Below are 13,193 nucleotides of genomic sequence, written 5' to 3'. Positions count from 1 at the left end.
GCTTCAGGCGGTGAGCGAGTAGATCAACGCCGAAATCGCCACCAGGCCCACCAGCGTCACGAAAACGTTGGAGGCTTGGCCACGGTAACGCGCCATCGCCGGTACTTTGCGGATCGCGTACATCGGCATCAGGAACAGGATCGCCGCGATGACTGGGCCACCGAGGGTTTCGATCATGCCGAGAATGCTCGGGTTCAGGGTCGCGACGATCCAGCAGACCACCAGCATGAACGCTGCGGTCATGCGGTCCAGGGTCTTCGGCGCCGGGCGTTTGCCGCTCTTGACGATCAAGCCCTTCAAGCCTTCGCTGGCGCCGATGTAGTGACCCAGGAATGACTTGGAAATGGCCACGAAGGCAATCAACGGCGCCGCGAAGGCGATGGTCGGGTTGCTGAAGTGGTTGGCCAGGTACGACAGGATCGACAGGTTCTGCGCCTTGGCTTCCGCCAGTTGCGCCGGCGACAGGGTCAGCACGCAGCTGAAGACGAAGAACAGCACCATCACCACCATCAAGAGGTGGGCGCGGGACAGGATCTGCGAGCTGCGCTCTTGGGCATGAGTGCCGTAGCGACGTTTCTGGTCCACCGCGAACGCCGAAATGATCGGCGAATGGTTGAACGAGAACACCATCACCGGAATCGCCAGCCACAGGGTGTGCAGCAGCGCCGACGACTCAGGCAGCGTGGACGCGGTGCTGAGGATGCCGCCATTCCAGTGAGGAATCAGGAACACCGCCAGGAACAGCAGCGCAACGATGAACGGATACACCATCAGGCTCATGGCCTTGACGATCACCTGCTCACCGCAACGCACCACCGCCAGCAGGCCGAGAATCAGCACGAACGACAGCACGGCGCGCGGTGGCGGCATGATGTGCAGCTGATGTTCGAGGAAACTGCCCACGGTGTTGGTCAGGGCCACGCTGTAGATCAGCAGGATCGGGAAGATCGCGAAGAAATACAACAAGGTGATCAGCGCGCCGGCCTTAATGCCGAAATGTTCTTCCACCACTTCGGTGATGTCTGCGCCTTCACGACCGGACAGCACAAAGCGGGTCAGGCCACGATGCGCGTAAAACGTCATGGGGAACGCCAGCAACGCCAGGATCAGCAGCGGCCAAAAGCCGCCCAGCCCCGCGTTGATGGGTAAAAACAGGGTACCGGCCCCGATTGCCGTGCCAAACAGGCCCAGCATCCAGGTGGTGTCATGGCGATTCCAGCTTTCGAGGCTCGCTGGTGTCGCCGCTACATAGCGTTCGTCGACGCTATTGGCCTGATCATTCATCCGGTCGGATCTCCGCTTTCCGGTCACTTGCCACCCGGCCAGGACGCGTCGGAAAAAACCGACAGACATGCTCCGGCCGAAACAGGGGCGGGATTCTCCGCGATAAACGAGCAGAAGCAAAGGTTTAGCTGAGCAATGGTTGTGCGGAGCTGATCAAAGGCCTGTCGCTTTTAGAAAAATAACTGTCGGCAGCGGGTATGTGATGTGTCGTTTTCTGACACGCTTTAGTAAGCCCTAATGTACGGTGTGCCTGACAGACCGCAGCGCCTGATTTTACGACTGCTGCGCAGCCGAACGCAGCCTCGCAGGCTCGACAGCTGCTACGGCAATTTCATCGCGGACAAATCCTCTCCACCTGCCGCGCACTGATCTAGTGTTGTATCTAAGAAGCTCGCCGGTATCGCCAACGCCTGCACAGGTGCTTGCCAACCAATAGCCTATGATCTCGGGCCATTGCCAATCTGCTCTGGAGTCAGCAATCTGGCGCGACGTTCGAGCCCCACACTCCGCTGCCCACAGGAGCCCAGCATGACCGCAACCGTTCTGGTACTGGTTGAAACCATCAATGAATACCTGCCGATTCTCGAACATCAGGGGTTTCATTTGATCCTGGCCCCAACCCCGGCCGAGCGCGCTGCCGCCATTGCCCGCCAGGGCAGCCAGATCGATGCGGTGCTGACGCGTGGCCCGTTGGGCCTGTATGCCAATGAAATCGCCGCCCTGCCCAACCTCAAGATCATCTGCGTGATCGGCGCCGGTTACGAACACGTCGACCTGCAGGCCGCCGTCAACCGGGGCATCACTGTCACCAACGGCGCCGGCGTCAATGCCTCCTCCGTCGCCGACCACGCCATGGCGATGTTGCTGGCACTGGTTCGTGACATCCCTCGGGCAGATGCTGCCGTCCGTCGGGGCGAGTGGCCGAAGATCATGCGTCCTTCGCTGGCCGGCAAACACATAGGCATCCTCGGCCTCGGTGCCGTTGGCCTCGCTATCGCCAAACGTGCCGCCAACGGCTTCGATATGAGAGTGAGCTACCACAACCGCCAGCATCGCAGCGATGTGCCGTACAGCTATTGCTCGACGCCTACCGAGCTGGCACGCCAATCAGACTTTCTGATAGTTGCCACCCCGGGCGGGATCGGCACCCAACACCTGATCAACCGGCAAGTGCTCGACGCCCTGGGGCCCAACGGATTCCTCGTCAACATCGCCCGAGCCAGCGTGGTCGTCACGGCAGACCTGATCACCGCGCTCGAACAGCGGCGGATCGCCGGTGCCGCGCTGGATGTCTTCGACCACGAACCCCAGGTACCGGACGCCCTCAAGGGGTTGGCCAACGTGATTCTGACTCCGCATGTCGCCGGATTGTCCCCGGAGGCCACCCAAGGCACCGTCGAACTGGCCGGCAAAAACCTGACGGCGTTTTTTTCCGGTCAACCGGTACTGACGCCCATTGCGTTACCGCCACCGTCGACAACCACCCGGCTCAATCACTAAAGAACGCCCAACAGTGTCCAGAGTCGTCGGGATTCCGCATCAGCGCTGATCAGTTCGCCCAGCAGCTCGCTCAGGGGCTTGTTGCCCCACTCCACGCCCCGCTTGATCAGATAGGGCACCGGACTGTGGGGTTCGGTGCGCGCCAGGTACTCGGCGATCAGCAGCAACTGCCGGTACGCCTCTTCACGATTCGCCGGCTCGCTGAACACCTGGGGCACGGCAAGGACTTCAGGCGCGGCGGTCGGGCTGGGGCTCGATGCAGCCACCACTGGCGTTGCGACCGGAGGCGCCGGGGTCGGTTTTCGTGGATGCATGGCGATAAACTCCTGAACCAGGGTCAACAACGCGTCGATCACGTCCTGCAGCGCCTTGAAGCCTGGGGCCTGATTTCCGAGAAAAGCGTCGCTCCACACCTCCAGGCGCTGCAAGTGTTGCTGACTGAGCAGCAGACTGCCCTGGCTACGCAGCCAGAATGACAACGGCGTGGCGCGAATCTGTTCGGTAACTTTCTTCTGTTCGTTGCGTGCGTTCTCGGCCGAGGCCTTGGCTGCTTTGCCGTCGTTGGCCAGCACCTGTTGCAACTGCAGCCGGCGCCAGGCGTCCAGACAGAAACCATCGAATTCGTGGTTGTGCGGTTCGAACAGCGGCACTCGGGTCAGCAACACTTCAGCGTAGCGTCGAGCCAACCATTCCAGCGGTATCACTCGCCACGACAGGTCGCCATCCTCAGCCTGTGGGTGCAGGTGTTCGGGATAGCGTTCGCACAACCCGGCCACCAGCGCCAGGCTGCCCGGCAACCCATCGAGCCCGTCCTGATGCAGCCAGGCTTCCCCCAGCCAGGCGCTGAGCATCAAATCCTTGCTGCGTTCGAGCAGCAGGCTCGTGGCCAGTTTTTCCAGCTCCGGCCACTGGGCGCGCTTGATCGACGACTGCCACACCCCTGTCGGCAAACTGGTGTCATCCTCGCGGCGCAATTCGCGCAACCGGTCGAACTCGGGTTCATAACGCAAATCCTGACCACAAGGCGCCTCCTTGCTGATCGGTTCGAGCAGTTGCGCAATCAGTTCCGGCAACGGTGTTGATGGTTGATTCACAGGCCCTCCTCCTCGTGGGATTCAATCGCCGCGGTCGAGCGCGTCACCAGGAACGGTGAACGCGGAGCCCGGGTCGGCAAGGGCTGAATGGACAACGGCAATTTCGAGCCCTGGGTCATCAACGACACGCGCACAAACATCAGGGTTTGCTCCGCTGCGCTGGCCTGCGTGGTCACGGGCAGGCGCAAGGTCAACGGAAAATCCGTGTAGTCCATGCTGGGTTGGCGTTGCACCGACATGTGCGAACGCATCAAGCGCAACAGCGACCATGGACCGCTGTACTCCCAACCCGCTTCCAGATCCCGCACCACCAGGCTCGGCTGTAACGGATCGTTGGCCGGACGCTGATAGCCATTTCTGGCCCAACGCAAGGTCAGCCGGACTGGTTGGCCGACCATCCAGCGCAGATTCTGCTGAGCCTCGCCGGGATAGCTGATCTGTTGATTGCCGGCATTCAAGCCCCAGGCAATCACCTGGTCGGCACCGCGCTCTTCCTCCCGATCGGTGCGCCAACGCACATCCATCTCCACCCCCAGCACGCCGCTCTTGTCGCGCACGAACATCGGCCCCAGCCAGGTGCTGGCTTGCTTCAGACGATTGAGAAAGTTCTCGGCGGCCAGGCGTTCCGGGGTCTGGCTCAGGGCCAATCCGGCCTGCGCCACCGGCAAACGCTTGTCGATCAGCTCCAGCAAGTGCTGGACCCGGGCCGGGTCGGCGTCGCTGGCCTGCAAGCCATTGGCAAACGGAAAACGCTCTGCCAGGTACTGGTTGAAATAATTGGCCAGCTCATTCCAGGCCGCCGCAGCCTGCTGCTGTTGCAGGAACTGGCAGCGTTGCATGGCGGTTTGTTGCAGATCCACGGCGCGCAATGCCAAGGTTCCGCGCCCACCGGACAGGTTGGCGGTTTGCAGGATCTGGCCACAAGACGCGACGTCCATTTCGATGAAGTCGCGGCTCACCAACTGCTCGATCTGCGCTGGCGAACTGGCGGGGTTCTGTTCTTTGTATTTGAGCAGTTCATCGTTGAGCGCACTGAACTGCGTCACCCGTTCGTAATCCAGCGCCGAGAGGTTCTGTTGCTGGACTTTCAGCCATTCCAGCGCCGAAGTGCGGCGTTCGGTGATGCCGAGCATGGTGTTGAACTGCTGCTTGAGGCTCAGTTTCAGATCCTGCACGTCATTGGCGCCGTACAGTTGCAGGCCGAAGTTTTTCGAGCCGTCCCACTGGCTGATTTCGGTGCGCCCGCTGAACAGTGGCTGGGCGACAATTTCATCAAGACCGCTGACGATGTCGGCCAAGGCGCGGCGATTCAAGGCGGTTTGCAAACGCGTGGCCAGATCGCTGCGGCGCACCTCGACAAAGGCCTTTTGCAAGGCAATCGCCTGCGAGGCCTGCACATTGAAGACACCACTGTGGACCTGCGCATTGTGCTCGCGCAGGCTCGACAACATGGCCTTGACCACCGCGCCTTCGGCCGCTTGCAGCAACGCGCCACGATATGCCGGGGGAATGCGCGGCAACTCTTCGGCGGCATAGCTCTTGTAGCTGGCGAAGTAGTTCAGCGCGCTGTCGAGGTCGTCGCCATCAACACCGCGCCCCTGCCCATCCGGGACGTCGGACTGATCCGCCTGTAAGGCGATGGCGACAAAATCGCGCTTGAACAGTGCCTGCACCGCGTTGTTCAACTGCACCACATGCTCCTGCAAGATCAGTTGCCCGCTGCCTTGCTGAATCAGCAAATTGTCCCTGGCCCCGGCCTGGGTGATCCACTGGTCACGAAAGCTCTGCTGCAACTTCGACGCCTGTTGATCCAGTTGCTGTTCGACCTGCGGGCCAAGCAATGTGCTTTGGCGCACCTTGTCCATCATCGCCCGGTAACCGGGCACCAGGTCCTGTCCCTTGCCCCGGCTCCACGCCGAGTTGGTCAAGCCGACCAGCGCTTGCAGGTCGTCGATCAACGCCCGCAGATCTTCCAGCTCGGTGAGGGAATTGCCGCTGCCGGCCTCCAGCCGCTCCAGGTGCAAGCGCAGATAACCGGCCTGGCGGACAAAATTGTCGGCAAGGAAATACTGGTCCAGCCAGCGCTCCATGAGCCCGAGGAAGTTCTCCTCGATCTGCGCGCGCTCGACGGTCAGGTCCAGTGGTTTCAACTCACTGTTGTCGGCATCCAGCAGTGCCCGGTTGTAAAAACCGGCACGGTGCAACGTACCAGCGTTGAGGTTCAGCGACAGGGCGTTGTTGCTCAGCAACACCAGGTCTTCAAGCGGCGCCTTGGTGTTGTTCAGCGCCTGACTGAACCACTGGTTCTGCTGCTCCAGACTCACCGCACGCTCCACAAGCTCCGTGGCCTTGACGTAGTTTTGCCATTGGGCCGGATCTTCGCTTTCGACGTTGCCCCGTCGCTCGGTGTTGCGAATGGTCTTGAGTTGCGCCAGGTCCGCGCTCAACAGGTCGCGCAACGGCAGCAACAAATGGCTGCGGGCGGTCAGGCGTAACTCGTTCTCCAACTGCGTATCCAGCGAGGAGAACCAGGAGGTCGGAAACACCACCGAGGTGAAGCGCCAGCGCGGCGCCTTCTCCAGCACCCGCCAGAAACCCTGGACGTTGCGCCGGGTCGCCTCCCGCCGATGAGATTCATCCGTGACCGCCACGTAATTTTTCTGCGCCCCTTGCATCAGGCGCGACAACTCGTGGGCATCCTTTTCCGAGTCCTGCCACACCCACAGCATGCCAGCGCCCCAGAGCAGCGCGATCACCAGCGCCACCCCACCGGTCACGCGCTGCCAGCGCTGGCGCAGGCGTGACAGACGCGGCACCACCTGGGCCAGACCACGCTCGGCGACCACCCGCCGCTGCCACAACTGCCGGGCGAAAGCGCTCTGCTGCAAGCCGGTGTCGTAGGCCGAAAACCCGTCGGCGCTGTCGTCCGAGGGCTGGTTGGCGGTGAAATAGACGCCGCGAAAGCGTGGCGCCTCGCCTTGCGCATTACCCTGGAAAACCGGTTCCAGCACGGATTGCAGATTGCGCCGCAAGGCTTCGAAGCGTTCCGGCAAGCCATACAGATCGACGCTCAACTGCCCGGACAAGGCGCCGATTTCGATGATCGATTCCGCCAGGGCCCGGTTGACCTGATCCAGCGCCTGATCGCTCCATTGCGCCTGCCACACCGCATCGGGCCCGTGGGGTGAGGACCAGCCGAGCGTACGTTCGCGAGCCTCTACCGGCAGCGCGCTAATCAACTCCTGAAAGCCCGGCAACTCTTCCATGCCGGTAACGACCACGTACACCGGCAGGCTCAAGCCAAAACGTTGCAACAGATCGATGAAGCGTCGACGTGCCGCCAGGCCGAGGGCCGCCGCCTGCTCGGCATTGCCCAGCCGACTGATCGGCACCGTCCAGATCACGCCGTCCAGCGGACGCTGACTGCGCAAACGCAGGATCAACCCCAGCAAGCGCCACCAACCGCCCCGTTGCAGGTGCATGCCTTCATCCGGCAAAAACAGCGCCTGGGGCACCACCAATACGGCACCTTCGGGGTCCGACCACCAGCGACCGAACCAGCCCGGTTTGTCGGTGGGCTGCAAGCGCCACTGGGTGCACAACTGCGTGCCCTGAGTCTCGTTGCCGAGCATCAGCAGCCAGGGAATCTGGTAACGATCCAGGGTGCCCTGCTCCTGCTCCATCTGCCGCACCGCCAGGTAAAAACTGCGGATCGCCGCGCCGCTTTGCGTGCGCAACCACCAGACCGCCACGGCAACAATCGCCAGCACCAACAGCACGACGATGATCAGGCCGATAATCCCCAGCGTGCTCATGAGTCTTGCTCCGAGGTGGTCACCGAATCGGTCAGTTGCAAGACCGGTTCGAGCTCCTGGCGAATGTCACGCCAGAACAACTGCCCCAAACCGGTCAGCAACAGGACCACGGCAAGAATTCCCAACCCCAGGCGAAAGCCATCGGGCAACGAAAGACGCACCGGCAATTGCAGCGGCGCCACCGCCGAAGGTTGTTCGAGCCGGGCACTGACGTCGGCATACTCCGCCTCGTGCTGCCAGGCAAAGGTGAACAGCGCCAGGCGCCATTTTTCATGCTGAGCCTGATTCTGTTCGCCCCGCAGACGCCCTTGAAAACCCAGCACCAGGCACTGCAAATAGACATTGGCCAGATCGCGCGTGGTGGGAAGCTGCTCATCCAGCAGTTCCTTGATCGCCAACGGTATCCGCTCGCCGGCCTGGCGGCTGGCGTACATTCGCGATTCCAGGGGTTTTTCCTGCCAAGTGGACTGACCCGGCCACGGCGTGAACAGCAAGGTTTCATCGACCAGCGCGACAAAGGCATAGACCAGTGCTTTGACTTGTTCGGTGGCGGCGTCACCGACTTTGGCGAAGGCCGTTCGCCACAGTCGTTGGGAGATTTGCGTGGAGAGTTCGACCACCGCTTCCACCAGCGCTTCGTCTTCGCTGTCCTTGGGCAACTGGCTCCAGTCCTGGGACCATTGCTGCCAGGCCTGGCGAAAAGCGCTGCTCAGCGGCGCTTCGTTGAGGCCTCGTGTACCTGTCCCGGCGTTCCCCTCAGACATATGACGTTCCTTCCTTGATCAAGCACTCTCACTCGCCTGGGCCACAAACAACACCACTTGCCATGGACTGCTGGCCAGCCTGGAGGCCGGTGCGGCAATCAGCAACGGCAACTGCCCGTCGAACCATTGGCCTTCGGCCGTCACCACGAACAACCGCGTATCGTCGCCGACGCCGTAGGCCACTTGCTCATTGCGACTCATGGCCTGATGGGACAAACCGCTCATGCGCTGACGGCTGAGCAACGGGATGTGCGGCTGCGACGCGATGATCGCTCCGCTCAGCCATTCGCTGGCGGCCTGCTCGCTGGCGCCATTGGGCATGCGCAAACCGATGACCAGCCGTTGGCTCGGCTGGTCGTCGGGCAATTGAATCGAGAAGGATTGTTCGTTGCGCTCGAACGCCAGGCTGCGATAGCCGGCGCGGATCAGTTCGAGGGTCTTTTCCAGCCAGTCGAGCACCGCTTCATAGCCGCGCTGCAACTCCAGAAAATCCAACGGGGCGAACGCCGGAACCCCCGCCAATGGATCGAGCGCCGACCAGGCGCCGGCCAACCCGAGCAACAAGCCATACAGCGCCTGCGGCGTGGCCACGCGGCTGTTCAGCAGGCCTTCGACTTCCGGCAACCGCGCCCACAGCGCCGTCAACTGACGCCGGATTTCCATCGAATCATCCTGATTGCCGGCCTGCTGCGCCTGGCGCAAACGTCCGGCGAGGAACATGCATTTCTCCCGCGCCCTGGCACACAGTCCCGCCACGCGCCTGCCCATCACCGATTCGGGCAACAGGCACGGCGTCGGCGGTGTGTAAGGCAACGCAAGAAAACCGCCGCCCTCCTTGCGAATTCTCAGCAGCGGCAGGCAGACGGAATCCGCCTTGTTCAGTTGCGTGCACAAACGCGGATTCGGACGCCACACCGTGATCGATTCCGGGTACTCGCCACTGGTGAGGTCGGGCAGCGCATCGCCGACCACCGACTGCAATCGCCCCTTGAGCGGCAGCAACTGACCGGCGCGCCACAGCGGGCTGACCGCCAGGTAAACGGTGACAGTGGCATTGTCCGTGGCATCGATCGCGTCACTGACGTCGAGCTCCAGCATCGGCCCGACACCGGCCTGCAAATTGACCGGCAAACCGTCCGGCAACGTCGCCTGCAAATTGAGCAGGCGCACCAGCCCGGCGCTCAGTGCCGAGGGATCGAATTCAACGCGGGTCACGCCCCAGAACCACGGATTACATGCTTGGGCGAAATGCGCCACCAACGCCTCGGCCCGCAGCCCTTGCAACTGAAAATGCTGGGGCAGCAACTGCATGCCCTCATGCCAGCAAACCGCGTCAGGTAGCAGACTCATACGATTCCCTTCGACCTCTTGTGGTGCCTGACTTGAACACCGCTCCCACAAGTTGCGGGTGTTCAGTTCGGGTGATCGCTGACCAGTGTCATCTCGCGACTGTCGAACTTGAGCCAGGCGTTGCTTTGATCGTCCAGCCGCAACCGGTGCGCTCCGGGAGTGGTATAGCTGGCGAAGACTAAAAGTCCAGCCGCCCGCTTGCCCCCCAACGGAAAGGGTTGTTTGTCGATGAATTGACCGGGCACCAGCTCCAGTCCCCAGACCGTCATCAACTGTCGGTAGTCGCGCTGATACTGCTCGCGTTCGGCGAACCACTGGCGGGCAGTGATGCCCGACAATTGCTTGAGCAGATCCACGTCGTTCACCGCAATGAAGTCCACCGCAATCGGGGTGTCATCGTTGGCGCGGGGTGCGACGTCCAGCGTCAGGTTATCGAGATCGACGCGAGGCCCGAACAACGAACACCCGGCGAGTGACAAGAGCAGAACCAAAGAAAAAAGACGTGCGTACAAAATGAATTTTCCTTTTCTCGACACGGTCCAAAAATGCTTTTTGTTTGCTTTTTTATAGACCTGTTCTAGCGTCTTGGATAGTTCGGTCGGCACGACGAATGTGGAAGGTTCGTCAAAGGAATGACAGGTCCTCTGCCCTCCCTTTCTAACCTACGGTCCAGTAAGGGAATGCGATGAAACGGGCCTCCCGATGCATTGCACCCGCCTCATGCATCGGAGTCAGCCACCATGGCAGAAAGTACTCAGCACAAGCTAGACAGGGTTCGCCCACCCCGGGTGCAAATCACCTACGACGTCGAAATCGGCAACGCGATCGAGAAGAAAGAACTGCCGCTGGTTGTCGGTATTCTTGCCGACCTCTCCGGCAAGCCTCTCGAACCACTCCCGAAATTGAATGAACGGCGTTTCACCGAAATCGACCGCGACAACTTCAATGAAGTCCTCGCCTCGATCGGCCCTCGCGCCACCTTGCAGGTCAACAACACCCTCAGCGGCGACGGCAGCAAACTCAACATCGAGCTCAACTTCAAACACATTGATGACTTCGACCCGGTCAAGGTGGTCGAGCAGGTCACTCCGCTGCGGCGCCTGTTCGAAGCGCGCCAGCGTCTGCGCGACCTGCTGACCAAACTCGATGGCAACGATGATCTGGACAAGCTGCTGCGTGACGTCATTGCCAACACCGAGGGACTGCAAGAGATCAAGTCGGCTCGTCCGGACACCGCCGCCCCCGCTCCTGCTGGCGACAGCGAAGCACCGGCTGAACCGCAAGCCTGATCGCTCATCCACCCAGGGAGAATTTTGCCATGCCCGCCTCATCCGCCGCCCAAAGCCAAGCCAGTGACAGTACGACCGAGACCTTATCCCTGCTCGACCAAATAATCGCCAAAGGCCGCATGGCCCATGACGACAGCCAGCAGGATTACGCCCGCGACATGCTCGCGGAATTCGCCACTCAGGTCCTCGACGAAGGCATGGCCATCGACAAGGACACCGTGGCGATGATCAACGATCGCATCAGCCAGATCGACGAGCTGATCAGCGCTCAACTGAACGAAGTGTTGCACCACCCGGATCTGCAGAAACTCGAAGCCTCCTGGCGCGGCCTGCACCTGCTGGTGAAGAACACCGAGACCAGCTCCCGACTGAAGCTGCGCCTGCTCAACGTGGCTCAAAAAGAGCTGCAGAACGATCTGGAAAAAGCCGTCGAGTTCGACCAGAGCGCACTGTTCAAGAAGATCTACGAAGAGGAATACGGCACCTTCGGCGGTCACCCGTTCAGCCTGCTGGTGGGGGACTACACCTTCGGCCGGCATCCGCAAGATATCGGCCTGCTGGAGAAACTGTCGAACGTCGCCGCCGCCGCTCACGCGCCGTTCATTGCCGCTGCCAGCCCACGGCTGTTCGACATGAACAGCTTCACCGAACTGGCCGTGCCACGGGATCTGTCGAAAGTGTTCGAGAGCCAGGAGCTGATCAAGTGGCGCTCGTTCCGTGAAAGCGAAGATTCGCGCTACGTATCGCTGGTGCTGCCGCACTTCCTGCTGCGCCTGCCCTACGGCCCAGACACGTCGCCGGTGGAAGGCATCAACTACGTCGAAAACGTCAACGGCAGCGACCACGGTAAATACCTGTGGGGCAACGCCGCGTGGGCCTTGTCGCAACGGATCACCGAAGCCTTCGCCAAGTACGGCTGGTGCGCGGCGATTCGCGGTGCCGAAGGCGGTGGTGCGGTGGAAGGCCTGCCGGCTCATACCTTCCGTACAACCTCCGGCGACCTGTCACTCAAATGCCCGACCGAAGTGGCGATCACCGACCGTCGCGAGAAAGAGCTCAACGACCTCGGCTTCATCGCCCTGTGCCACAAGAAAAACAGCGACGTAGCGGTGTTCTTCGGCGGCCAGACCACCAACAAGTCCAAGGTCTACAACACCAACGAGGCGAACGCCAACGCGCGGATTTCGGCAATGCTGCCGTACGTGCTCGCGGCCTCGCGTTTCGCGCATTACCTGAAGGTGATCATGCGCGACAAAGTCGGCAGCTTCATGACCCGCGACAACGTACAGACCTACCTCAATAACTGGATCGCCGACTACGTGCTGATCAACGATAACGCGCCGCAAGAAATCAAGGCGCAGTACCCGTTGCGTGAAGCCCGGGTGGATGTGACCGAGGTCGCCGGCAAGCCCGGAGCCTACAAGGCCACGGTGTTCCTGCGGCCGCACTTCCAGCTTGAGGAACTGACCGCGTCGATCCGCCTGGTCGCGACCCTGCCGCCACCGGCAGCCGCCTGACCCGCCTCCCGCCGGGGCCGACCCGGCGGGATTCCCCTGCTTATCTAGCACGATTACTTTCAGGAGTTTCATGCGATGGATGCAATCATTCTCGACCTCGGCGGCGACATCAAAGGCGATAGCCTTCTCGAGGGTTACAAGGACAAGATCGAAGTCATGTCCTACAGCCACAACGTGGCCATGCAGGTGACCAACGATGTCAGCAACTCGGAGCGCACCTCCGGCAAGCCGCACATCGGCGAATTCACCCTGACCAAGTTCGTCGACAGCTCGACGCCTTCCCTCAACGAATATTGCTGCGCCGGCAAACCAATCCCCGAAGCCAAGATCACCATCGGCCGCAACGCCGCCGAAGGCAGTGGCCAGCTGATGCCGTTCATCATCTACACCCTGACCAACGTGGTGCTGTCCAACGTCAGCGTCAGTGGTGGCACGGGTGGCAAACCGGTGGAAACCATTTCCCTGAACTTCACCAAGATCAAGTGGGAGCTCACCGCCCAGAAAGACGACGGCACCAAGGAAGGCACGGCCGCCTCGACCTGGGACATGGCCGCCAACAAACTCATCAAAGCCAAGTAAG

The 13,193-nt window shown here is 61.4% G+C and carries 10 protein-coding genes; 4 read left to right on the top strand and 6 right to left on the bottom strand.

Going from position 1 to position 13,193, the window contains the following annotated elements:
- Positions 1 to 3: 3 nt before the first annotated feature.
- On the bottom strand, positions 4 to 1,284 hold the full coding sequence (locus AC1D2Q_RS20500) for a serine/threonine transporter (protein ID WP_477814360.1): 1,281 nt from the start codon (positions 1,282 to 1,284) through the stop codon (positions 4 to 6).
- Positions 1,285 to 1,812: 528 nt separating this feature from the next.
- On the opposite strand from AC1D2Q_RS20500, the gene AC1D2Q_RS20495 reads away from it, so the two are divergent.
- Positions 1,813 to 2,784: a 2-hydroxyacid dehydrogenase gene (locus AC1D2Q_RS20495; RefSeq protein WP_477814359.1), complete on the top strand. Its 972-nt coding sequence runs from the start codon at positions 1,813 to 1,815 to the stop codon at positions 2,782 to 2,784.
- On the opposite strand, the gene tssA is transcribed toward AC1D2Q_RS20495, so the two are convergent.
- From tssA to AC1D2Q_RS20470, 5 genes are all read right to left on the bottom strand, one after another.
- Positions 2,781 to 3,878 carry a type VI secretion system protein TssA gene (gene tssA / locus AC1D2Q_RS20490; RefSeq protein ID WP_477814358.1) on the bottom strand — a complete coding sequence of 366 codons (1,098 nt, stop codon included), beginning with the start codon at positions 3,876 to 3,878 and terminating at the stop codon, positions 2,781 to 2,783. The two genes, AC1D2Q_RS20495 and tssA, sit on opposite strands and share 4 nt — an antisense overlap.
- Positions 3,875 to 7,693 (bottom strand): type VI secretion system protein, encoded by a 3,819-nt coding sequence (locus tag AC1D2Q_RS20485; protein ID WP_477814357.1) that lies wholly within the window; start codon positions 7,691 to 7,693, stop codon positions 3,875 to 3,877. The genes tssA and AC1D2Q_RS20485 overlap by 4 nt, the downstream gene beginning before the upstream one ends.
- Positions 7,690 to 8,457 (bottom strand): DotU family type IV/VI secretion system protein, encoded by a 768-nt coding sequence (locus AC1D2Q_RS20480; protein WP_477814356.1) that lies wholly within the window; start codon positions 8,455 to 8,457, stop codon positions 7,690 to 7,692. The genes AC1D2Q_RS20485 and AC1D2Q_RS20480 overlap by 4 nt, the downstream gene beginning before the upstream one ends.
- Positions 8,458 to 8,475: 18 nt before the next feature.
- Positions 8,476 to 9,807: a type VI secretion system baseplate subunit TssK gene (tssK, locus tag AC1D2Q_RS20475; protein ID WP_477814355.1), complete on the bottom strand. Its 1,332-nt coding sequence runs from the start codon at positions 9,805 to 9,807 to the stop codon at positions 8,476 to 8,478.
- A gap of 62 nt (positions 9,808 to 9,869) precedes the next feature.
- Positions 9,870 to 10,319: a type VI secretion protein gene (locus tag AC1D2Q_RS20470; protein WP_477814354.1), complete on the bottom strand. Its 450-nt coding sequence runs from the start codon at positions 10,317 to 10,319 to the stop codon at positions 9,870 to 9,872.
- Between the two features lie 228 nt (positions 10,320 to 10,547).
- Between AC1D2Q_RS20470 and tssB the strand changes: the two genes are divergently transcribed.
- The 3 genes from tssB to AC1D2Q_RS20455 all read left to right on the top strand — a co-directional run bounded on the left by tssB (position 10,548) and on the right by AC1D2Q_RS20455 (position 13,192).
- Positions 10,548 to 11,096 carry a type VI secretion system contractile sheath small subunit gene (gene tssB / locus AC1D2Q_RS20465; RefSeq protein ID WP_007937708.1) on the top strand — a complete coding sequence of 183 codons (549 nt, stop codon included), beginning with the start codon at positions 10,548 to 10,550 and terminating at the stop codon, positions 11,094 to 11,096.
- A 29-nt stretch (positions 11,097 to 11,125) separates the two neighbouring features.
- Positions 11,126 to 12,613 carry a type VI secretion system contractile sheath large subunit gene (gene tssC, locus AC1D2Q_RS20460; RefSeq protein WP_477814353.1) on the top strand — a complete coding sequence of 496 codons (1,488 nt, stop codon included), beginning with the start codon at positions 11,126 to 11,128 and terminating at the stop codon, positions 12,611 to 12,613.
- A gap of 75 nt (positions 12,614 to 12,688) precedes the next feature.
- Entirely contained in the window at positions 12,689 to 13,192 is a 504-nt protein-coding gene (locus AC1D2Q_RS20455) for an Hcp family type VI secretion system effector (RefSeq protein ID WP_258696105.1), read from the top strand.
- Position 13,193 lies beyond the last annotated feature (1 nt).

Source organism: Pseudomonas sp. P1_A1 (assembly GCF_056406935.1).
The sequence above is the reverse complement of the archived record's forward strand: the minus strand, read 5'-3'. Positions and strand labels throughout refer to the sequence as shown.

Coding starts and splice junctions, on each gene's coding strand:
- AC1D2Q_RS20500 (WP_477814360.1), bottom strand. CDS start 1,284: ATGAATGATCAGGCCAATAGCGTCGACGAACGCTATGTAGCGGCGACA.
- AC1D2Q_RS20495 (WP_477814359.1), top strand. CDS start 1,813: ATGACCGCAACCGTTCTGGTACTGGTTGAAACCATCAATGAATACCTG.
- AC1D2Q_RS20485 (WP_477814357.1), bottom strand. CDS start 7,693: ATGAGCACGCTGGGGATTATCGGCCTGATCATCGTCGTGCTGTTGGTG.
- AC1D2Q_RS20480 (WP_477814356.1), bottom strand. CDS start 8,457: ATGTCTGAGGGGAACGCCGGGACAGGTACACGAGGCCTCAACGAAGCG.
- tssK (WP_477814355.1), bottom strand. CDS start 9,807: ATGAGTCTGCTACCTGACGCGGTTTGCTGGCATGAGGGCATGCAGTTG.
- tssB (WP_007937708.1), top strand. CDS start 10,548: ATGGCAGAAAGTACTCAGCACAAGCTAGACAGGGTTCGCCCACCCCGG.
- tssC (WP_477814353.1), top strand. CDS start 11,126: ATGCCCGCCTCATCCGCCGCCCAAAGCCAAGCCAGTGACAGTACGACC.
- AC1D2Q_RS20455 (WP_258696105.1), top strand. CDS start 12,689: ATGGATGCAATCATTCTCGACCTCGGCGGCGACATCAAAGGCGATAGC.